At 70.0% G+C, this 21100-nt stretch carries 19 protein-coding genes; 9 read left to right on the top strand and 10 right to left on the bottom strand.

The features are described 5' to 3' along the window. Positions 1 to 56 precede the first annotated feature (56 nt). From IEZ13_RS16830 to IEZ13_RS16815, 4 genes are all read right to left on the bottom strand, one after another. A complete protein-coding gene (locus IEZ13_RS16830) occupies positions 57 to 1862 on the bottom strand; it encodes a choline/carnitine O-acyltransferase (protein ID WP_183218623.1) in 1806 nt (601 codons plus the stop codon). A gap of 22 nt (positions 1863 to 1884) precedes the next feature. Next, positions 1885 to 2736 (bottom strand): class I SAM-dependent methyltransferase, encoded by an 852-nt coding sequence (locus tag IEZ13_RS16825; RefSeq protein WP_183218622.1) that lies wholly within the window; start codon positions 2734 to 2736, stop codon positions 1885 to 1887. 17 nt (positions 2737 to 2753) lie between these two features. Further along, complete coding sequence (locus IEZ13_RS16820; RefSeq protein ID WP_183218621.1) at positions 2754 to 3596, bottom strand: HalD/BesD family halogenase; 843 nt, start codon at positions 3594 to 3596, stop codon at positions 2754 to 2756. 139 nt (positions 3597 to 3735) lie between these two features. Next, complete coding sequence (locus tag IEZ13_RS16815) at positions 3736 to 6693, bottom strand: helix-turn-helix transcriptional regulator (protein WP_183218620.1); 2958 nt, start codon at positions 6691 to 6693, stop codon at positions 3736 to 3738. 342 nt (positions 6694 to 7035) lie between these two features. On the opposite strand from IEZ13_RS16815, the gene IEZ13_RS47515 reads away from it, so the two are divergent. After that, entirely contained in the window at positions 7036 to 7821 is a 786-nt protein-coding gene (locus IEZ13_RS47515; protein WP_183218619.1) for a calcium-binding protein, read from the top strand. Positions 7822 to 7918: 97 nt separating this feature from the next. Here the strand turns inward: IEZ13_RS47515 and IEZ13_RS16805 are convergent, their stop codons facing one another. Next, positions 7919 to 9172, bottom strand: a complete 1254-nt coding sequence (locus IEZ13_RS16805) for a TolB-like translocation protein (RefSeq protein ID WP_183218618.1) — start codon at positions 9170 to 9172, stop codon at positions 7919 to 7921. A gap of 268 nt (positions 9173 to 9440) precedes the next feature. Between IEZ13_RS16805 and IEZ13_RS16800 the strand changes: the two genes are divergently transcribed. Then, positions 9441 to 10418 carry a hypothetical protein gene (locus IEZ13_RS16800; RefSeq protein ID WP_183218617.1) on the top strand — a complete coding sequence of 326 codons (978 nt, stop codon included), beginning with the start codon at positions 9441 to 9443 and terminating at the stop codon, positions 10416 to 10418. Positions 10419 to 10609: 191 nt separating this feature from the next. Here IEZ13_RS16800 and IEZ13_RS16795 read toward each other — a convergent pair whose 3' ends face one another. Continuing rightward, a complete protein-coding gene (locus IEZ13_RS16795) occupies positions 10610 to 12838 on the bottom strand; it encodes a discoidin domain-containing protein (protein WP_183218616.1) in 2229 nt (742 codons plus the stop codon). Positions 12839 to 13362: 524 nt separating this feature from the next. Here IEZ13_RS16795 and IEZ13_RS47740 point away from each other — a divergent pair. Continuing rightward, complete coding sequence (locus IEZ13_RS47740) at positions 13363 to 13854, top strand: SRPBCC family protein (protein ID WP_183218882.1); 492 nt, start codon at positions 13363 to 13365, stop codon at positions 13852 to 13854. A gap of 41 nt (positions 13855 to 13895) precedes the next feature. Here IEZ13_RS47740 and IEZ13_RS16785 read toward each other — a convergent pair whose 3' ends face one another. Beyond that, positions 13896 to 14105 (bottom strand): hypothetical protein, encoded by a 210-nt coding sequence (locus IEZ13_RS16785; protein WP_183218615.1) that lies wholly within the window; start codon positions 14103 to 14105, stop codon positions 13896 to 13898. Positions 14106 to 14317: 212 nt separating this feature from the next. Here IEZ13_RS16785 and IEZ13_RS16780 point away from each other — a divergent pair, with 212 nt between their 5' ends. The 3 genes from IEZ13_RS16780 to IEZ13_RS16770 all read left to right on the top strand — a co-directional run bounded on the left by IEZ13_RS16780 (position 14318) and on the right by IEZ13_RS16770 (position 16901). Further along, a complete protein-coding gene (locus IEZ13_RS16780; RefSeq protein ID WP_183218614.1) occupies positions 14318 to 15145 on the top strand; it encodes a DUF6461 domain-containing protein in 828 nt (275 codons plus the stop codon). A gap of 103 nt (positions 15146 to 15248) precedes the next feature. Then, positions 15249 to 15611, top strand: a complete 363-nt coding sequence (locus IEZ13_RS16775) for an SDR family oxidoreductase (RefSeq protein WP_229794742.1) — start codon at positions 15249 to 15251, stop codon at positions 15609 to 15611. Between the two features lie 51 nt (positions 15612 to 15662). Continuing rightward, positions 15663 to 16901 carry a CAP domain-containing protein gene (locus IEZ13_RS16770; protein WP_189285745.1) on the top strand — a complete coding sequence of 413 codons (1239 nt, stop codon included), beginning with the start codon at positions 15663 to 15665 and terminating at the stop codon, positions 16899 to 16901. 33 nt (positions 16902 to 16934) lie between these two features. On the opposite strand, the gene IEZ13_RS16765 is transcribed toward IEZ13_RS16770, so the two are convergent. From IEZ13_RS16765 to IEZ13_RS16755, 3 genes are all read right to left on the bottom strand, one after another. Next, positions 16935 to 17891: a hypothetical protein gene (locus IEZ13_RS16765; protein ID WP_183218612.1), complete on the bottom strand. Its 957-nt coding sequence runs from the start codon at positions 17889 to 17891 to the stop codon at positions 16935 to 16937. 142 nt (positions 17892 to 18033) lie between these two features. Next, complete coding sequence (locus IEZ13_RS16760; protein WP_183218611.1) at positions 18034 to 18396, bottom strand: GntR family transcriptional regulator; 363 nt, start codon at positions 18394 to 18396, stop codon at positions 18034 to 18036. Further along, on the bottom strand, positions 18393 to 19163 hold the full coding sequence (locus IEZ13_RS16755; RefSeq protein ID WP_183218610.1) for a hypothetical protein: 771 nt from the start codon (positions 19161 to 19163) through the stop codon (positions 18393 to 18395). The genes IEZ13_RS16760 and IEZ13_RS16755 overlap by 4 nt, the downstream gene beginning before the upstream one ends. A 36-nt stretch (positions 19164 to 19199) precedes the next feature. On the opposite strand from IEZ13_RS16755, the gene IEZ13_RS16750 reads away from it, so the two are divergent. The 3 genes from IEZ13_RS16750 (at position 19200) to IEZ13_RS16740 (ending at position 21060) form a co-directional block, all read left to right on the top strand. After that, positions 19200 to 19898, top strand: coding sequence for a hypothetical protein (locus tag IEZ13_RS16750; protein WP_183218609.1), 699 nt, complete (start codon positions 19200 to 19202; stop codon positions 19896 to 19898). Between the two features lie 111 nt (positions 19899 to 20009). Further along, on the top strand, positions 20010 to 20456 hold the full coding sequence (locus tag IEZ13_RS16745) for a hypothetical protein (protein WP_183218608.1): 447 nt from the start codon (positions 20010 to 20012) through the stop codon (positions 20454 to 20456). 178 nt (positions 20457 to 20634) lie between these two features. Further along, complete coding sequence (locus tag IEZ13_RS16740; protein WP_203833706.1) at positions 20635 to 21060, top strand: Ltp family lipoprotein; 426 nt, start codon at positions 20635 to 20637, stop codon at positions 21058 to 21060. Positions 21061 to 21100: the final 40 nt, after the last annotated feature.

Genomic DNA, 21100 nt, shown 5'->3' with positions numbered 1-21100 from the left:
GAGCCGACCGTCGGATCGTGGAGATCGAGCGGCCGGCGGCGGACCCGTGACCCGGGCTACCGCTCGTCGAGCAGGTCGCGCAGCTCACGCAACGCTTCGCGGAGCCGGTCGGCAAACGTGTACATCATGCCGGCGACCGGGCGAGGTGTGCTGAGGTACAGGTTGAACCGGTCCGGCAGCAGCACGTACGCGATCCCGATGCAGCGACTGCTGGTGGCCCCGAACCCGAAGTAGCGGATGCCGGCCGACGGCGCCGAGCTGGTGCTCAGGTAGTCATCGCGCATCGTGAGCCACCCCGGCGTCTCGTACAGCCGGGACGCCTCCGGCACGCCGAGCTCGAGTCCACGCCGCTTCTGGATCAGCTGCAGCTCCCACAGGTGCTGTTCCGGTGCGGCACCGGCCTGGCACTGCTTCGCCCGCTCGACATGCTTGTCGGCCGCGGCCCGGAACGCTGCCCGCCGCTCGCCGGGTGACGCGGCGGGGTCGTCGAACGTGGACACGAACCGCAGCACCTCGGGCGTGACGACGCGCATCGCCTCGGTCCGCCCTCGCCGGTACTGACGGGTGGCGATGGACTCGTACGTGGCACCGATGAAGTCCTTGGCCCGCTTGTGCGCGAGCTGGTAAGCCATCTGCACGAACGCGTCCGGCGACATCCGCAGCCGCTTGACCTCGTCCACCCCGAACTCGTCGAAGGACAGCGTCGCGGTGGCGGTGTCCGCGCCGTACTGGGCGAACGACCGTGCCGCGGCGGCGATGTCGGCCCGCAGCGCGTCGTCGAGCACGAACGTGACCGGCTCGATCGCCGGCACCCCCTGCTCCGCCGCACCCGACTTCGCGGCATGCTCCTCAGGCGACGCGGCGAGCAGCGCGTCGACGAAGCTGAGGATGGTGGTGCCGTCCAGCTCGCAGTGCTCGACGTTGATGCCGGCCGTGCCGTCGGCGAACACGATGAGCGACACCGCCTTGTCGAACCACCGGTTGCCGCTGTCGCCGTGCAGCAACTGATCGCAGGCCGCCAGGTCGTCGGCCGGTGTCAGGTCCTCCAGGCACACGCAGAACAGCGCCGTCTCGATGGTGTCCAGCGTCGCCGTGTTCCCGGGATCCAGTGCCGCCAGCCGGTCCCTGGCCGCCGCCCACTCGGCCCGGGCCATCGTGGTGAGATGACCGGCCGCGGTGTCCGTCGTGGCCCGCGCGGCACCAGCCTTCTGCACCTCACGCAGGCCGGCCGCCAGGTCGTCGAGGGAGTACGGGCGCCCGTCCGGACCGATCACGTTCATCCGGAACACGTTGCCGCGCTGGAACACCACGATGTGCCGCGCCGTCGACGGGCCCGGCCACTCGTCGCTGTACGGCGCTCGGACGGTGTCCTGCACCGGCCCCGGGATGCGGGTGGTGGAGAACAGGAACCTGTGCTGCGCCATCGACAACGGCTTCCCGCGCGTCGCGACCGGCGGGATGCGCTCGCCGTCGAGCTGAGTCTTGTAGTTCACCGCGGCGGCGATGAGCCCCGCCGCGCGCTCCACCTGCGGCTCGGCGAACCCGTGCAACGGCGTTTCGCGGAACAGGAAGAAGAAGTTGGCGTTCAACGCGATCCGGTCCCGGCGACCGAGGTAGCGCGCCGGCCAGAACGTGTCCAGCCAGCTGTGCGTGGCCGGATCCGCGTTGTAGCGCACCAGATCGGCGTGCAGCTTCGGCCCCGGACCATCGGGCCGTCCGAACTCCCGTACCGCGGCCTCGGTGTCGGCGAGCTCCTCCTCCGTCAGCAGCGGCGTACACCACTCGAGGAACCGGGCGCAGGTGTCCTCCAGCGCGGGCAACGGCACCCGCGACAGCGTGTCGTCGTTTTCGAACGTGCTCACTCGGTCTCCTCGAATTCGATGCTCATCGGGCGGCCTTCTGGGTCATTGAATCGTCAACGTCGAAGGTCAAGGGGCCGGGAGTGCCGACGGGCCGGGAAACGTAGAGCTGAGCGTGCAACCAGCCATCGGTCTCCAGCCCCTCCGGATCGACACCGGCGGCGGACATCGTCTCCAGCACCTGCCGCTGTTCCCGGTCGGACGCGAAACGGCGCTGCCGGAACGTCCGGTCCACCCGCATCGTCTCGTAACCGAGGGCCGCGAGGCGATCGGCGATCGGCTCGAACGGGAACATTCGCAGCACGAAATGCGCCATCCACGGCCGCCGGTCCCGGCGGGAGCCGACCACCCGCACGAGCGTCCGGCCGGTGACGTAGCCGAGGCATCCGGTGGAGATCACGATGTCGGCGTCGGCGAACAGGGCGCGCTGCCTCGCCGTGGGTTCGCGCGCCTCCAGGTCGGCCTGCACGACCTCGTCGAGGAACCCGGCCGCCGATGCGTACGCCAGCGCCGGCCGGGACACGTCCAGCCCCACGAACCGGGCCGGGGACCCGTGCGACCGGACCAGCTCACGATCGCGCTCCAGCAGTTCCTGCCGGGTGCGCTCGGTGTCGGTGTAGCGGTCGTACAGGTCGTCCATGGTGGTGTCACAGCGCAGCAGCGCCGCGTTGATGCCGTAGGAGCAACCGACGTCGACGACGGTCGGGACGGCCACCTGCCGCGATTGGCGATACTGCCCGATGATTTGCTGGAAATAGGGCTTGGCGAGTTGAGGAATGCAATAGCCGAGCTCACGCAGAGTGGTGAAATAGGCGCGGGGATCGGGTTGCGTGTAGATGCCGTCGAGCGAAATTTTTCCGGTCTGGTCGAAACGCACGCTGCTCCTCGCGATTATCAGTCCAGCAACTGGTCGACCCGCACGGCATTGCGCTCGGCGTCGAGGTGCGCGGGCAGGACCCGGCCGAACAGTTGCCGGGTACGGGCGACGCTGCCCATCACGCCGGGGCGTTCGGAGTAGGCGAAGATCGCCGAGTGCCGGGCGGTGGCGCCGCGTACCGCGCTCACCCGGTGCAGCGCGTACCGGCCCTTGAACAGCTGGAGATCACCGGGGCGCAGGGTCAGGGCCCGCACCGGCGAGCGGTCGGCGCCGGTGAGCACCGAACGGACGGCGTCGAAGTTCTCCGCGCCCGCCGAGCGGATGTTCGGGCAGTACTCGAAGACGCCGCCCTCCTCCGGCTCCTGGGTCAGCATGCTGACGGTGAACTCGTTGGTGTCGAAGTGCCACGGGTGCTCCATCCCGGGCTGTACGACGTTGAGCACCAGGCCGGACAGCGGGTCGGCGAGCTCGTGCAGCTCCGGTAGTTCGAAACAGGCGGCGACGAAGCGTACGAAAGACGGGTCGGTGTACAGCCGGTGGATGACGCTGTCGGTGGGGATCCGGTCGCGCGGGACGAACGCGTTGCCGCGCTGCATGACGATGCGGCCCGGGTGATCGGCCGGCAGGTCGGCGTCGAACGCGATGTTGTAGACGTTGGTCTCCTCAACGTCGTAGTACGCCAGCGGGGCGACCCCGGCGCCTTCTCGCCGCAGCGCCTCCCGGCTGCCCGGCAGAATGAACTCCGGCAGCACGCTGCATCCGAGCTCGCGCAGTTCGGTGCGTGCCCGGGAAACGACGCTTTCCCATGCGTCGCTTCCCGGGTCGGCAACTGGATAGCGCGCAGTGTCCACAATAGCCATGGGGGAGCGGGTCCCCTTCCTCAATGGTGGCGGCTTGAAGGAATGGGGAATCCTAACCAGATAGACCGGCGTCCAGCTCTATGTTGGTTACATTGTTCACAGTGCCGAAGCCGGGGCGTGGCCGGCCGGATCAGCCGAACTACCGGTGGTCCGTCGGGTGGCCGTCGGCCCGGCCGGCGGCGTGCGGTGGCGCCGCGAGCCGGGCGGCTACCGCGGCGCGGCGTCCCACCCCGAGCTTGGCGTACACCCGGCCGACGTGCACCCCGACCGTGCCCACGCTGAGGAACAGCCGCTCGGCGATCTGCCGGTTGGTCAACCCTTCGGCGACCAACCCGGCCACCTCCGACTCTCGTGGGGTCAGGGTGCGGCTATCGCCGGGCCGCGAGCGGCGCGCGTTCATCCGCCGTTCGTCGCGGAGGGCGGCGTCGTGCAGCAGCGGCGCCTGTGCCGTGGCGAAGCGGGAACGGGCGTCGGCGAAGCAGGCCCGTGCCTGCGCCGGGCGGCGCAGCACAGCCAGGGCATTCGCGGCGAGGTGGTGGGCACGTCCGGCGGCGATCAGGTCACCCGCCTGGTCCAGGAGTTCGCCCGCGGCTCGGGCTGCCTCGAGGGCGCCGGCCGGGTCGTCGCTGAGCAGGGCGTACCCGCGTGCCATGGCCGCGTGTGCCCGGCTTCGGCGCAGACTGCTGCCGGCGGCCAGCTGACCGGCGTGTTCGGCGGCGTTCCGGGCGGCATCGGTGTCTCCGGCCGCCGCGCATGCCGCCGCCCGGACCTCCCACCAGCGGATCCGCGACCCCGGATCGATGGTCGGCTTGTGTGGCCGGTCACCGGCCGACTCGAGGAGCCGGATCGCCGCTGCCGGGTCGTCGTCGAGCAGGTGTGCGAGAGCGAAGATCGCCACGGAGCTCCAGGACAGCGGGTACTGCTGCGCCCGGGCGTCGGCGAGTGCCCGCTCACTCAGGTGCAGGGCGGCCGGTAGGTCACCACGCCACAGCGCGAGCCAGCTCTGATGTTTGAGCGCGGTGCCGCATTGGGCTGCGCTGCCGGTGAGCAGCGCGGCGTCGTACTCGTTGTCGAAACACTCGGCTGCCCGGTCGCGGTCGCCGGTCAACGCGTACGCGGTGCCCAACTGTCCGTACAGGTCGGTGAGCACGTGAGCCGGTCGGTGCCGGTGGGCCACCGCGAGGACCCGGTTCAGGTGCCGGATGGCGTCCGGGATCCGCTCATGGGCGATCTCGGCGGCGCCCACCAAGCCGACCGGTTGCAGAACCTCCACCAGGTCGTCGTCGGGCAGCCCGTCCAGGATCCGGGCCGCCTCGTCGAGCCGGGCCGCCGCGACGGTGAACGCGCCGGTGAGGTGACCGGCCATCGCGGCGAGCGCCAAGGCTCCGGCCAGCCGGTCCGGGCGGGCGTCGCGCCTGGCGTCGTGCAGCGCAAGCCCGGTCCACCGGTCGGCCGCGGCCGGGTCGGAGCGCAGCACTGCGCACGTGGCCAGGCCGGTCCGCAGCGTCACCCCGGCGGCGCCGTGCGCCTCGGGACAGGCGGCGAGTTCTGCGGCCAGCAGCGCCTCCGCCTCCATCGCGTTGCCGAGCAACCGTTCCACGGTGGCGGCGAGCACGGCCACCCGGGCGCGCTTGTCCGCGGGGTGCCGCGGCAGGAGCGACAGCAGGGTATGGACGCTGTCCCGGCCGCCGGACAGGTCCCCGGCCAGAGACCGTGCCTCGGCGTGCCGCACCAGCAGCTCCCACCGGACGGCGTCGGTGGTGGCGCCGGCAGGCAGCAGGCGCAGCGCGGTAGCCAGCCACCGGGCGGCCGTCGCCGGCCCCGCGGGCAGGACCGTCGCGGCGGCGTCGCTCAGCGTGGTGACGGCCGCGGTGTCTCCGACCCCGGCGCAGCGTTCCAGGTGGTACGCCCGAACCGTGCCCGCTGCGCCACGCTCGGCGAGGGCGGCCGCGGCGCGGGCGTGCGCGGCTGTCCGCCAGCCGGCCGGAGCCGACTCGTAGGTGACGGCGTGCACCACCGGATGCCGGAACGGGAACGTCGCGCTCCCGGGGACGGGCCGCAGCAGGTCCCGGGTCGCGAGCCGGTCGAGCGCGGCGACGACACGGGGTGCCGGGCACTCGGCGACGGTGGACAGCAGATCGATGTCGGCCGCCGCGCCGGCCACCGCGACGGCGGCCGCGACCAGCCGTTCGGTCGGTGCCAACGTCGCCAGTTCGGCGGTGAGCGCCGACCAGACCGGGTCCGGCAGGCCGGCCTGATCCGGTGGGCGGTGGCCGGTGGCCGACTCGGGCGGCGCCACCTCGGCAACGGCTGACAGCGCTTTGAGATAGAGCGGATTTCCGGCGCTGGCCACATGCAGGTCCTGCCGGCGCCGCGGGGACAGCGAGTCTGGAAGCAGCGCCGCGGTCTCGTCCTCGGTCAGTGGCGGCAGATCCACGCGTACGCTCGTCCCGGTCACGGCTGCGTCGGCGAAAGCGCCGCGTAACCGGCTCGCCAACTGCCGTGGCCGGTACACCGCCAACAGCAGCACCGGTCCGGGCGGCGGATGCCTGAGCAGGTGCCCGAGCAATTCGGTCGATCCCTCGTCGGCCCAGTGCACGTCATCCAGCGCAACCACCAGCGGCCCGTTCCCGGTGCCGGCGGCCAGCACGGCAAGCAGATTCCGTGCGGCCCGGTGCACCCGGTAGCGCTGCGCCGCCGGAATCGGCTCCGGCGCATCCGCCGGTCCCGGCAACTGCGGCCAGACGGCGCGCAGCACCGGAAGGTCCGCCTGCGCCGCCGCCAACTGCGCGGCGCGCAGTCGGCTCACCACGTCCCCGAGCGCGTTGACCAGCAGGCCGTACGGGACGTGCCCGTCCGACTCGACGGCCTGCCCGGCACACACCTGGGCGCCGGCGCTGCGGGCATGCGCCAGAAACCGGGCCAGCACGCTCGACTTGCCGATGCCCGGGTCACCGGTGACCTCGGCAACGGTCCACGCGCCGGCTGACGCCTGGTCGTACGCGGCATGCAGACGCTGCAACTCGGCGCCGCGCCCCACGAACGCCGCACCGGAGGTGTGACCGCTGCTGCCTCGGGATGGTCGCGGGTACGGCATTCGCCAGATGCTAGGCGGTCGGCACATCGACAGAATCCATTGGCGGCAGGCGTTGTGGCGTGCGGCACGCCCGCGCGGGCGCGGCCGTGGACAGGAGGAAATTGATGACTGGAAAGCAGTTTCTTCCCACGGTGGGACGTACGTTCCACCTGTTGACGGCCGCACGGGGGCGCGCGGCCGTTGCCGCTCTGTCCGTGACAGCGGCGTGCGCGACGCCGCCGGCGGCAACCAGGTGTGGGACCAGAACGGACTGACCGGCGTGGCGGAGCCGTACGACAACCTCGGAGCCGTTCTGGCCGCCGGCTGACCCGACCATCCACCTCGAGGAAGGAACACCTACAGATGAACCGTCATCAAGCCAGGATCCGCACGCTGACGGGCGGCACGGCCGTCACGCTGCTCACCGCGGCCGGCCTGATTCTCCCCACCGCCGGCGCGCAGGCTGTCGTCACCTGTGCCGGACTCACCGCCACCATCACCGGCACCGCCGGCATCGACACCCTCCGCGGCACCGCGAACCGCGACATCATCGCCGCCCTCGGCGGCAACGACACGGTGGAAGGGCTCGGCGGTGACGATGTCATCTGCGGTGGAGCCGGCAACGACACCCTCATCGGCGGAACCGGCAACGACACGCTCAACGGCGAGGACGGAAGCGACACCGCACGGTCGCTGAACGTCGCGGACGGCGCCGACAGGTTCTCCGGCGGACCGGGATCCGACCTCGGCACCTACGCGGATCGCACCACGGACGTGAACATCAGCCTCAACGGCATCGCCGACGACGGCGTTGCCGGTGAGGGCGACAACTTCCTCACCGATGTCGAGAACGCGCAGACCGGCTCGGGCGATGACCTCGTCGTCGGCAATGTCGCCGACAACCTCCTGGTGGGAGGAGTCGGCGACGACGACCTGCTCGGTGGTGGCGGCGACGACGAGCTGCTCGGCGCATCCGGGGCCGACGAGCTCTTCGGCGGACTCGGTAGCGACGAGCTCTTCGGCGGAGGCGGCAGCGACACCCTGTCGGCGGACGACGGCGTGTCCGCCAACGACACCTCCGATGGCGGCGACAGCTCCGACAGGTGCACATCCGATACCGGCGACGTGAAACGAAACTGCGAGTCCTGAGGAAGGAAACGCGGGCCGGTTCCCCGGCGTCACGTAAAGGCCGGCGCTGAATCCGCCTGGTCCGCCGGGATCGCGGCGGACCAGGCCAGGGGGTGGTTCAGCAGCGCCGCAGGCAGCGTACGAAGAGGTGCGCCCGGCCGTCGCCAGGGTCGACGCCCAGGTTGGTCGCCTCCGAGGTGAACAGGACACGGCTGCCGTCGCCCGACGGAATGCCGCCCCAGCTGTAGTCGTTGCCGCTGTCACCGGAGGCGGACCTGGTCACCAGGGTGGTGCGGTCCCTTCTCAGGTCGCGGAGGAAGACGTCGTTGAGCTCGCCGTTGGTGTCGGTCGCGACCAGGTCCGAGGCGAGTGAGAAGAACCCCGCGTAGCGGCCGTTGTTGGACAGCGCTCCCTCGAAGGTTTCGCCGTTGCCGGAGCCCGAGCCGGCGTGATTGGCGCTGACCAGCACGGTCGTGCCGGCGGTCAGGTCGTGGACGTAGGCGTCCGAACCCGCGTTGGTGTCGGACGGGACGAGCGCGGCGTTGCTGGTGTACAGCACCTTCGTGCCGCTCCGGTCGATTGCCGGCGTGCGCCCGTCCGCCGGGTCGGTGCCGATCGATTGCGGGCTGATCCGGATCGTGGCGCCGGTGGCCAGTTCGGACAGGTAGACCGCACTCGTGCTGCCGCCGTCGCCGGTGTAATCGCCGGTGCCGCTGAAGGCCACCCGTTCGCCGTTGCCGGAAAGGACGGCCTCGAAGGCGGCCGTCTGGGCCGGGGCGCCGCCGGCCGGTGCGGTGATCTGCCTGGTGACGCCGGTTCTCCGGTCATGGAGGAACGCCTCCTGACCCACGCCGTGCAGGTAGTCCGTCTCGATGAAGGTCACGTACCGGCCGTCGTCGGAGATCGAGGGGCCGGACTGGATGCCGTCGAGCTGGACGTTGCCGGTGGCGACACTCACGCGGGTGGTGATGCCGGTACGCAGGTCGTGGACGAATACATCCTGGTCGCCGTTGGTGTCGTCGGCCACCAGATTGGACGCGAACGAGGCGAACGCGACGTACCGGCCATTGCCGGAGATTTTGGTGTCCGCGGCGTAGCCATCGGCCGGCTGGCCGCCGATGCCCCTGCTGACCAGGTTGGTAGTGCCGGTTCGGAGGTCGCGAACAAAAACGTCGTAGGTGCCGTTCGCGTCATCGGGAACGAGGTTGGACGAGCTCGAGGTGAAGGCTACGTACCTGCCGTCGTTCGAGATGTCCAGTTCGCCGATGTAGCCATCTCCGGGAGTGCCGTCGGCAGCCACGTCGACCTGGATGATGTTGCCGGTGCCGGCGGCAGCCTGAGTCGCCGTCGGTGTGAGAAGTAATGCGGCCATGGCACCTGTGGCCACAAGTGATCGAGCCCCCCATGAAGTTCTCATGATCGAGAGGCTAACGACCGCGGATCGGCCGCCGCTGTCCCGTTTCACGATGCTCCGCAATCGACGTGGCCGACCGGGCGGGCGTGCCGATCCGCCTGCCGCACACGTCGTTCGGCTTCCTGGGGCGATGGTTGGGGAGGGGAGGTCGTACGCGCGAAAGAGTTCCAGGTGTTCCGGCGGTTCCGGAGGCCGTGCCACATTGATGATCGTTTAGCGTGTGAGCGTGAGCGGCTATTGGGGGACGATCGTCGTGGCCCGGCCGTCCGGGCTCCTTGCTGCGGAGGACGCGACCCAGGGGTATGGATTCCAGCACCGCTGGCTGCGAGAGCTCGGCGATGGCTGGCAGATGCTGGAGACGCAGGGCTTCAACGACCCGCCGGATCTGATCGCACCATCGCGTGAACTCGCCGGGGTGACCGGGCAGCCGGTGCTGGCCGCCTACGTCAGTGACGATCACTGCGCGGTGATGTGTGCGGCGGTGCCCGGGCGGGTGGGGCCGTTGACTCATCTGTGGGGTGTGGAGCAGCCGTGCCGGGTCTTCCAGCATCAGCCGAGCAGGTTCCCGAAGCCTGCCGGGCGAACGGTGCCCGACGTGGTCACCGAGCTGGCGCAGTGGTCGGCTGCGGCCGGGCTCGTCGCGGCCCGGGAAGCGTTGCAGGACCTCCTCGCTCGTCCCGACGCGCAGGGCGAGGCGGGCGATCTGATGTTCGAGCTGGTCAAGGCGCTCGGGGTGGCGCGGATCGGCCGGACCAGGCCGTGGTCGGTGCCGGTTTTCAACTACCCGTTTTCGTTGCTCGGCGGTGGCGCCGCCCTGCGGGCGCGGAGCAGGGCGGCGGAGCGGACCGTGTACGAGGAGGACGGCGACCCCTACCCGCCGCCCGAACCGTGGGAGACGGAGACCATCGCGCTGGAGAACGAGTTGTACGCCTCCCTGTACCGCGATGACGTGGACGTGGTGGCCCTTGCGCGCCGCGTGGTTCACGTCTGCGCGGACGCCAAGCGTGCTCAGCGGTACAGGCTTCCGGAACCTGTCTGGTATTCGATCGAGGACAGGGAGCGGAGGACGCCGATCAGTGAGGAGGAGATGACGGCGGAGCTGGTGGCCCGGTTCGAGGCGCGATGGGTGGCGGGAACCGAGCAGCCGGACTCCACAGAGGTGCGGGCGCGGCGGGTCGCGGACGCACGGGCGTGGAATCGCTGAGTCACCTCTCTGGTGCGTCAGGCGACCGGAAGCGGTTCTCCAACCTGACGGCGCTGGTCACGGCAGGTGAGCGGCGCCTTTCGGGCATGTCTTTCGTCGCGGGTGTCCCGGATCCGAGATGGGGGCGGCCACCGGTGCGAGTCGCACCGGTGGCCGCCGGGTTCAGATCAGTGTTGCCGTTACTTCAAGGATCAGGGGTACGCCACGACGTTGCGCGGCGTGGTGTTGCCGGCCGGGTTGGGGACGGCGCCACCGACGTCGTTGACGACGTTGGCGATGGTGCCGACGTCACCGAGCGACACGGTCAGGACACTGCGGAGCCGGACACCCGACCGGTTGGGCACCTCGAACGCCCGGTCCACCCGCACGCTGGGGTTGGCGCTGAAGAAGGCGTAGGAGCCGCCGCCCCAGAGTTCGTGGTCGGTGACGCTGTCGGCGACCTTGTAGGCGGCGTACCCGTTCCCGCGGGGACCGATCCAGGCGGCCTGGTTGGGTACGTCGTACGGCTTCTCGTTCTGGAAGAAGATCGTCCGCCCGCGGTTGCCGTTCCAGATCACCTCGTACTTCTGGTAGTGCTCGACGAACAGGCCGGTGGCCAGGACGTCGTCGCCGTTGACGAGCAGGCCGGTGTCGCCGGTGTTGACCGCCCAGCCGGTGGGCGCGCCGCCGTGGTCGGCCCGCCAGGCCCAGATGTGGTCGATGATCGTGTCGTCGCTGTGCACGGCGAGGGTGGTGGTGGCCTTGCCCTGGACGCTGCTGCCGATCCGGAAGAAGACGTCCTGCAGGCTGATCGGGTTCGCGGCGTGGTCGGTGTGTACGCCGGCGCGCCCGACGCTCATCAGGGTGGGGCTGTTGGTCGTACCCGCATCGAAGGTCAAACCGCTGACCTTGATCCCGTCGACGTCGGCGATGTTCAGCGCCTCGACCCCGCCGGTCGGGATCAGGGTCGGGAAGCCGATGCCGGTGACCACGGTGTTGGCGCGGGTGACCCGGATGGTGTCGTTGAGGGTGTACGTGCCCGGGGTGAAGAACAGGTTCAGGCCCTGGGCCAGAGCCGAGTTGATCCGAGCGGCGCTGTCACCGGGCTTGGCGACGTAGAACTCCCGCATCGGAATCGACGTGCCGGCCGTGTTCGGCCAGTTGGCGCCCGCGGAGTTACGCCGCAGAGCGGGCACGAAGACACGGTAGAGACCGGCGCTGTCGACGTACAGGAAAGGCTTCTCCCGCGTCACCGGCGTGGTCGCCAGGGTGGTGTGCGGCGGGTTCGGGAACGCGTTCGCCGGCGCGCCCTGGACGCCGGAGTACACCATGTTCCAGACGCCGCCGTCCCAGCGCCCGATCCGGGTGTCCCGGGTGTACCACTGCTGCTGGGAACCGGAGGAGACGACGCCGTCGACCACCGAGTCGGCCAGGTAACCGCCGCTGGAGTAGCCCTGCCCGTTGTCCTGGTTCGACGGCGCCAGCGTCAGGTTGCCCTTGATGTGCACCCGGCGCATCGGGGCGGCCTGGGAGACCGCCCACCGGTTGGTGCCGCCCTCGGGCACGATCGACAGGTTCTCCATGCTGCGCCAGAAGTTCTGCGTCGCGTTGGACTCGTCGCCGTAGTTCCAGCCGGAGTCGACGTTGACCGCGCCGTTGATCGTCACGTCGTCGGGGTTGAGACCGAGACCGGCCAGCGTGGTGTAGAACCCGACGTTGGCCCACACCCGCCCGTACGTGCCGGGCTTGAACAGGAACACGTGACGCTGTGCCCCGAACTGCGCGGTCGGGCTGCGCAGCTGCGCGTTGAACGCCTGGTCCACCGCCGACTGGATGGTCGACGCCGGTGTGGACGGCTCGAAGATCCGCACGTTGGGGCCCAGGTCGGGGGTGTCCGAGGTGGGCAGCGACGGGTCGGTTCCGCCTCCGCCGAAGACCTGGAACTCCCAGAGCGAATAGCCGTACGGGGTGGCGCGGGTGGTGCCGTTCATCCGCACGTACCGGCCGCTACCGGTGACGTTCAGGGTCTGCAGGCCGTTCTGGCCGACCGTGACCGGGCTGATGTTCGTCCAGGTGCTGCCGTTCGCCGACGTCTGGATGGTGAAGGCCGAGGCGTAGGCCGCTTCCCAGTTCAGCACGACCTGGCTGATCGACTGGGTGCTGCCCAGGTCGACCTGCAGCCACTGCGGGTCGGCGAACGTGCTGGACCAGCGGGTGCCGGTGTTGCCGTCGACCGCGGCGGACGCGGGGAAGGTGGCGTTCTCGACGGACGAGGCGGTGGCCGGCTTGCCCTGCGAGATCAGGGCGTCCGCGGCACTGGCGTTGGTGGCGACCGAGACGACGGTGATGCCGAGGGTCGCGGCGAGGACGGTGCTCAGCACGACCCGCCCACGGCGGCGGAGTGTCTGCGGCGGTGGGGAAGTCAGTGTCGGGGGTGTCATGGACCTGCCTGTCGGACGGGTTGCCGCGCGTCCGTGAGGACAGACGTACGGCGGGGCGGGGTGTCATGCGGCACCGGTCAGAGAGCGCTCTCCGGTGGAGTGAATTGTTACCTCGGCGTTGCGGTTCGTCAATATGCCGAAAACAAATGACCGGCGGCACCGGAATGGAGGTGGCCGAAGAAACTCTCGAGAAGAGTGTTATTGCGCGCATCAAGCCTGGTGGCAGTCATGGTGGCGTGGATCATCGCTTGAAGCGCGCCGTGACCTGCGCACCGGCACTGCCGCCGCCGTCGGCCGAATTGTTAGCGCTCACGGCATGGCCGGGTTCCGTGAACTCAGGTCAGGCGGTGGCGCGGGCGATGACTTCGGCCCATACGGGCCGCGCGGTACGCCCACCTCGCGGGCCGAAGGCGCCGGCGACGAAGCTTCCAGGCTGTTGCCACGGGACAGGCCCGGCCGTGAAAGAGACTTGGAGCCGCGGGCTGGCATACGGGACCGCCCTCAAGAACCGGGAGCGCGCCACCATGAAGTACACCGTCTCCATCGAGATCGCCCTGCCGAGGGAGCAGGTGGCCCAGCTGCTGGCGGACCCCGCGCATCTTCCGAAGTGGCTGCGGGGCTTGGTGCTGCACGAGCCGGTCAGTGGCACACACGGGCAGCTCGGCGCCACGTCGCGCGTCGTGATGCAGATGGGTAAGCAGAGGATGGAGTGCACCGAGACCATCACCCGCCGGGAGCCGGCAGACCTGCACGGGATCCCCAGCGAAGCCGTCGTTCATTTCGACCGCGAGATCGTCGGCGAGGGCATGTGGAGTGTTTCGCGCGATCGGCTGACCGAAACCGGCCCGCAGCGGACGCTCTGGGAGAGTGAAAACGAGTACCGGTTCACCGGCCTGCTGATGCGGCTGGTGGGGCTCGTCATGCCTGGCGCCTTCCGCAAGCAGTCGCTGCAGCACATGCAGGATTTCAAGAACTTCGTCGAGTACGGACAGGACGTCCGCGACGCAGCGGGCTGATCGGCTCCGAACTGGGAGCGGCCATCAGTCCGGACCGCCGGTCACTCCGGGCGGCCGGCGGCGCGGCGTCGGGTGTACGGCAGGACGAACAGGTACAGGCCGGTAAACAGCAGTAGCGCGAGCGGTGGCAGTGGTGTGTAGGAAACCCAGACGAGCGGGTCCTCCTGGGCGAGAACGATGAACGTAACGACAACCGTGGCCGTGAAGACAATCGATGTCCACCGATGGACTTGCCGGACTCGCTTCTGCATCGTGAACCTCCTGGGCGGGAATCGCTGTACCCGCAACGCTAGGTTCCGGCATGCGCCGGCGGCTTCTCGATTCCTGATCATCAGCGAAGGTGCCGTTACCCTCGGGGCCGATGCCGCCGGCCGCGAAAGTGGGCAGGCCCGCCGTGATCGATCCCGGCACCACCCGGGCGCGCGACTGGACGGGGGGGATCCGGCATGATCGTCTCGTGACGGTGACGGCATCAGTTGACGACTACCTCTGGTTCGGCGAGGACTGCCCGTTTGGCCTCAACTTCTGCGTCACCCTGGTCCGCGGTCTCACACCGGACCAGGTGATCGCCGCGTTCGACGGCAGCGAGGCCGTCGACATCACCGGCGCGCACCGGCTCGAGAGGGCCGCCGATCAGGTCGGCTATCCGGATCCCATCGGCGAGGACGGGGCGTTCTACGCGGACCTGGACAGCGGGCTCGACTTCATCGCCGCCTGCGACGTCGGCGGCTGGACGTTGATCACCGAGCCGAACGGCTTCCGGTGCTCCACCGAGGAATCCGCCCGGCTGCTGTCCGCTAGCGGCGAACTGGTGTCGTTCTACTTCAACGAGAACACCGACCCGGTCCTGCGGTGGGCGCGCGACGGCGAGACCCTGTTGACCTTCGATCCGTCAGGCGGGGCCGGATGGCGCGAAGGCAGCGACCCGGACCGGTTGGTGCCGGTCCTGGAGGCGCTCGGCTTCGACCTCAGCACCGAGGAGTACGACCCCGCCGACCCACGCTGGCAGTACGACGAGGCCTGGCAGGCGCGAACGCTCGCCCTCATGCAGCACATGACCGGCGTACGGCTCGACGCCGACCTGCTGGAGAATGCCACGTTCCGGTGCGCCGCCGTACCCGATCCGCACTCGCTGACCTGGATGCGAGCCAACCCCGACCGCATCGGCCCCCTGACGGTCGAGCAACTGGCGGTGCAGGCCCGCGGCCGGCTGGCCGCCTACGCCGCGGACCCGGACCGCGACGAAGACGACGAGTGGGGCGAAGACGGCGACGAATGGGATGCCGAGTGATCTTGCCGGGCCGGCCGCGGGCTCGCGCCCGAGATAGGTACTCAAGCCGGTCGAGTCGATAGCAGCCGGCGCACACCGGGCGGCGGGATCGACGTCACGCCAGGTGAGCGGCCGGAAATCGGGCAGGTGGACACGGGCAGCGGCCAAGGGCGGGCTGGGCCTGCTCACCAAGGTGCTGGCCCAGGAACTGGCGGCCGCCGGGATCACCATGAACGCGGTCGCCCCCGGCGAGATCGCCACGGCGATGACCGGCAACGAGGACGTCGACCCGCACACGGTGACCCGCCCCGGCATCCCGGCCGGCCGGCCCGGCGACGCCAACGAGGTAGCTGCGGTGATCGCCATGCTCGCCTCACCCGAAGCCGGCTATGTCACCGGCGCCTCCTGGGTCATCGACGGCGGCATGCTGCTGATGGGCCCTCAGGCCGGCTCGCACCTCACGTCCGACGACTGGCGCGAGGGCTGACACCGCCCATAGGCGCATGCAGGAGAGAGGCGTTTCTCGAAGGTCACGTCCATGCCCGAAGAAGCTCGGCAGCTTTCCTCCGGGCCGGCTCTCGTTAGGATGACTGCTGCTTTTCCGGCGTCCCGCTATGGGATGCTGAAACGGCAACAGCATGGAATCGAGGCGAAGATGGAACACGCCCGACAACTCGCCAGTGCCGGCATGTCGCTGACGCGACGCGGCCTCGTCATCGCCGGCTTGGGCGCCACCGCGGCCCTGGCCGGGCTCGCCGTGGAAAACACCGAAAAAGCGCTAGGATTCTGGGAGCTTCAGCAACAGGGACAGCCCGACTGGCGTTTCTGTGGCAAGTGCAATGGCATGTTCTTTTCCGGTCGTGATGGCACCTATTACCGCCAGAATCAGCGTTGTCCGGCTAGCGGTTTGCACGAGCCGATGGGATTCAACTTCGTGCTGCCCCATGATGTGCCGGGGTCGGCGACCGCACAGCCTGACTGGCGTTTCTGTGGCAAGTGCAATGGCATGTTCTTCTCCGGTCGTGATGGCACCTACTATCGCCAGAATCAGCGTTGTCCGGCTAGCGGTTTGCACGAGCCGATGGGATTCAACTTCGTGCTGCCCCATGATGTGCCGGGGTCGGCGACCGCACAGCCTGACTGGCGTTTCTGTGGCAAGTGCAATGGCATGTTCTTCTCCGGTCGTGATGGCACCTACTATCGCCAGAATCAGCGTTGTCCGGCCAGCGGTTTGCACGAGCCGATGGGATACAACTTCGTGCTGCCGCACAAGGGAATCGTTCCGGACGGGTCGGCGCCGCTGAGCCCGGCAGAAAAGCAAATCCTGGACCAGGTCAACGTCATCCACCGCGAGTCGTGCGGCACGACGCTACAGGTCGATCCGCAGCTGGTCGGCGTGGCCCGCAGGCACGCCGACGACCTGTCCCAGCATCCCGGGCCGCCCGGCCTGTGGGAGAAGGGCGATCCCAACAAGCAGGGCCACGTCGGCTCCGATGGCAGCGACGCCGCCACCCGGATCTCCCGGGAAGTCGGCCGGGTCGGCACCGAGAACGCCTACGTCCGCTATTACACCGGCAGCGCACCCGCGCCCGAGGTCAACTACGCGCTCGACTATTGGCGGAACAGTCCGGGCCACAACGCCACGATGCGAAACTGCGCCTATCGCACCACCGGTGTCGGGGTGGCCGTCGGCAAAGGCTTCGTCCCAGCCGGCCAGCCCAATGCCGGCGCCCCGGCGACCCTCCACTACTTCATCCAGACATTCGCCCAGGCTTAGGCCGTCTCGGGATGGGCGCCGGTCTGCAGCCGATCAGGTTGGTCGGGTGGTCTCCGCCTCTCGGCGGGCGGTGGTGATGGGAGGCAGGAAGCAGCCGATGATGATCGCCAGGATCGGCAGCACGGACAGGATGGCGAGCGGCTCCGCCCCGTAGATTACGAAACCGCCCCAGTACACCGAGGGGCCCGGTCCGTTGCGGTGGGTGTTGGCCATCAGGGAGCCGGCCGCGGTGGGGATGTTGCCCAGGCAGGCGGGGGTGAGCATCAGCAGCGTGACGGAACAGAGACTCACGTACGCCCGCTGCATCCTCCGGCTGTGCCTCCGCCATCGCCGCGAGGTGAAGAACCCGAGCAGCGCGCCGAGCAGCGCGCCGGCCAGACCACCGGCGACGGCGTAGCGCGGCTGGCTGGGCGGCTCGGCCCACATCAGGTCGAACCCCAGGGTGGCCGGATTGGCCTCGTCGGCCCGGGTGAACTGCACGGCGGCGAGGTACCCGCCGCGGGTGCCGGTCACCTCGACGGTCGCCAACGGCGAGTTCTGAATCGTGCTGTGCACGTCCTGCCAGCCGCCCGCGCGCATCTGCCGGGTGACGGCGGCGGCGACCTCCTCGGGGCCGGCTTGCGCGGGCACGGCGCCGGTCACGTGGGCCCGGCCCACCCGTACCCCGGTGCCGCCGTGCAGGGTGTTCTTGCTGTACGGATTCCAGAAGGTGTGCCGCCCGTAGTAGTCGACCCGGTCGTCGAATGCGCCCGGCAGGACGGTGGGCGCGAGCTGGAGCGTCGTGGCCCGGTCCGGCGCCATCGGGTCCACGTCCCGCCATGCCAGCCAGGAGCCGAGCGCGATCCCGCTCAGCCCGCCGAGCACGGCCGCGAGGGCCGCGACCAGGAACGCCCGCCCGCCGAACCCGGCAACCCATCGACCGAGGCCACCCCGCAGTGGTGGGGCGGGCTGCCGCGACCGGTCCCGATCAGCGGTGTCGAGTAGCGTCATGGCCGCCAATATACGGTCCGTCGGCCACGTGCCCGGGAAGGCCGCGCGACGGTGCGCATGGACATCGCCGCCAAGGGAACGAAGCAGCCGGTCAACCAGGACGCCTTCGCCGGAGCCGGTTCAGGATTGCGCTCACGCGGCATCACGCCCCGGGGCGCAGCGCCGCGATCGCCTCGTCGACGGTGCTGCCCAGGCGGGCCGCGGTGGCGAGGTAGGACTCGGCGGCGGCTCGCAGCAGCCGCTGCCGCTCGGCCGCGGGCAGCGTGGGGAGCTGCGACACCGTGGTGCCCCGGCCGACCCGGGTGACGATGAGCCCGGCCGATTCCAGTTCGCGGTAGGACCGGGCGACCGTGTTCGGCGCCAGCCCCAGATCGGCTGCCAGTTGGCGGATCGATGGCAGGCGCACCCCGGCGGCCAGCACCCCCGCCTGGATCATCGTGGTCAGCTGTTCCCGGATCTGGTCGTACGGCGGGACGGTGCTGTCCGGATCGACGGCGACGATCATGCCGGTCGTGGCCGGGCGGTTCCGTGGCGCCAGCCCCACCATGGCACCCCGATCGCGACCAGGGGGATCAGCAGCAGCGCGAGGTCCGCGGACCGGCCGGCGACCGCGCGCAGCAGCAGGTCCGCGGCGCAGTAGGCGACCAGGGTCGTTCCGGCGGCGGTCACCGCGTGCAGCGACCGGGACCGGATCGCCTCGTCGGCGGCCAGCGCACCGGCGGCTGCGACGGGCTGCGGGCGTAGCAGGATCCGGCGTACGGTCAGGGCCACCAGCGCCGCGACGACGGCGACGGCGGCGGACAGCGCCGCCAGCCGGCCCGAAGGCGCGCCGCCGGCCGCCGCCAGCGCCGCGAAGGCCAGGATCACAGCAGGCAGTGCGTACCGCTGGGCGGCGGGCAGGTAACGGGCCGCGGTGCGCGGGGTCAGTCCGGCGCCCGGCCGGCCCGGCGGCAGGGCCGCCAGCTGCGCCTCGGCGATCACCGCGCCGGCGAACCATCCGGCCAGCAGAAACGTCACGCTCACGCTGAGCCGGTTGTTGCGCACGTCGACGATGGTGTACGCGGTGAGCGCGGCGGCCAGCCCGGCGGAGCGCCAACGCCGGACCGTGGCCAGATAGTCGGCGATCCGAGCGCCGTTGTCCGCGGTGACCACGAAGCCATGACGTTCGGCGAACCGGCGAACCGCCTCCCGTTGCACCGGGAAATCGGTCAGCACGGCGGTGAACAACGCGACGGCGACCGGCAGTGTGACGATCAGCAGCCAGAAGCTCATCGCCACAATGTACCAAGTTGCTGGTACATTCCTGCCGTGCCGTCCGACTCCGTGCTGACCGATGAGGTGTGGCGTGGGCTGAATCCGCAGGCCGGGATGCTGCCCGTGCGTACCCGCCGACGCCTCGCCCTGATCGCGGCCGTGCTGCTCGCACTGGTCGTCGCCGGCGTGGCGACCGACCGTTCCGGGGTGGTCGCCCCGCGCCTGACCGCCTTTCCCGGCTGGAACGGCTGGTACGTCTACGGCGACGCCACGAACCCTCTGGCCGAGACGGATTCCCTGGTCAACCGCCTGCACGCGGCGCCGACCGAGCACGTCGCGCAGGAATTCACCGTCTCGAACGACAACCGCCTGTCGCTGACCATCGTCGGCGTGGAGGAGGACCGGCCGGGCATGAGGGTCGAACGGGTCACCGTCGGCGACCTCTACTACGACACAGCCCTGCAGATGACGCGTGTCGGAGGCGAGACGCTGACCCCGGACCGCCCTTACGTGCTACCGCCGGGGGAGACCCTGAAAATCAGGGTCTACTACCACGTCACCGACTGCCGCGCGGTGCCCGCCTCGGCCCAGCCGGTCCCGGTACGCATCCGGCGCCTGACCGGCCTGCACACGATCGAGGTCCCGTTGTACCCGCTACGACCGCACCCGACCGGCGGCTGGCGGGTCAGTACGATCGACGACCCGGACGCCGTGCCGTGGCAACGCTTCCTCGCCGACCACGTCTGCCGATAACGGTCCGCCGCGCTTCCCGGGTAGGCAGTTGATCATCACGCCCATGATCACCTAGCCTCACGCCCTGTGAATCTTGTGAGAATTGGTTCCGCCGTACTGATCGGCGTTTCGATGATGGGTCTTGCCGCGTGCGGCGAGGAGGAGAAGGCCTCCTCGGCGGCTCCGGCCGTCACCACCCCCGCGGCCACCACGACCTCGGCCGCGGCCCCCGCAGGCGCCTCCGAAAAGGAGATCTGCACCGCTGCCGAGAAGGCGAGCCTGGCCTACGGCGAGGGGTTGATCGCCCTGGCGGCGAAGGCCACCAACGGCGGCGCCGACCTTCCGCTCGCCGAGAGCAAGGGGGTGCTGAAGAGCCTCGCGGCCTCCCTGACCGAGGCGGCCGGCAGCGGCGACACCGCGACCGCGAAGGCGGTCACGGCTCTCGCCGCCGCGGCGGGCTCAGCCGCCAAGGACAAGGCGGACCCGATCGGCGAGTACGACAACAATGCCAAGGCGACCGCGGCCCGCACGGCGGTCAACAAGGCTTGCGAGGCTCTCGGCGTCGACACCGCCCTCTGACCCGGCCGTGATGTCCCGGCAGGCGGTCCGCCCACCGGGACATCACCCCTCTCGACGTCCGAGGAGTCCCGGAATGTCCATCCCCCCGCCGCAGCCGCAACCGGGGATTCCGTACCTGCCCCGTCAGACTCGCCTGCCGATTCACAGCTCTCCGCCCCCGTTCAGGAGGCGGAGGAAGTTGCCGATCATTCTGGGTGCCGTACTCCTGGTCGGCCTTGGCGTGGCCCTGGGCAACACGGACGACAGCGACCGTCCGGAGGGCGCCGGAAACACCGCTCAGCAAGCGACCACCGCCCCGGCACCGGCCGAGCCGAAGCTGTCCGTGGAAGAGCAGAACGCGATCGGGTCCGCCAGGAGCTTCCTCGCCACGTCGCCGTTCTCCCGCACCGGCCTGATCCAGCAACTGAAGTTCGAGGGCTACCCGGAGCAGACCGCGACCAAGGCCGTGGACTCCCTGGGTATCGACTACGAGGAACAGGCCGCCGAGTCGGCGCGGAACTACCTCGACACCTCGTCGTTCTCCCGCACCGGCCTGATCGGGCAACTGACGTCCGACGGCTTCACCCAGGAGCAGGCCACCGACGGTGTCGACCAGGTGATGTAGGGGAAACCCGCGGCGTTCGGTGAAGCATCACTGCGCCTCA

It is taken from the genome of Actinoplanes campanulatus, from assembly GCF_014647795.1.
Taxonomy (GTDB): Bacteria; Actinomycetota; Actinomycetes; order Mycobacteriales; family Micromonosporaceae; genus Actinoplanes; species Actinoplanes campanulatus.
The sequence above is the reverse complement of the archived record's forward strand: the minus strand, read 5'-3'. Positions and strand labels throughout refer to the sequence as shown.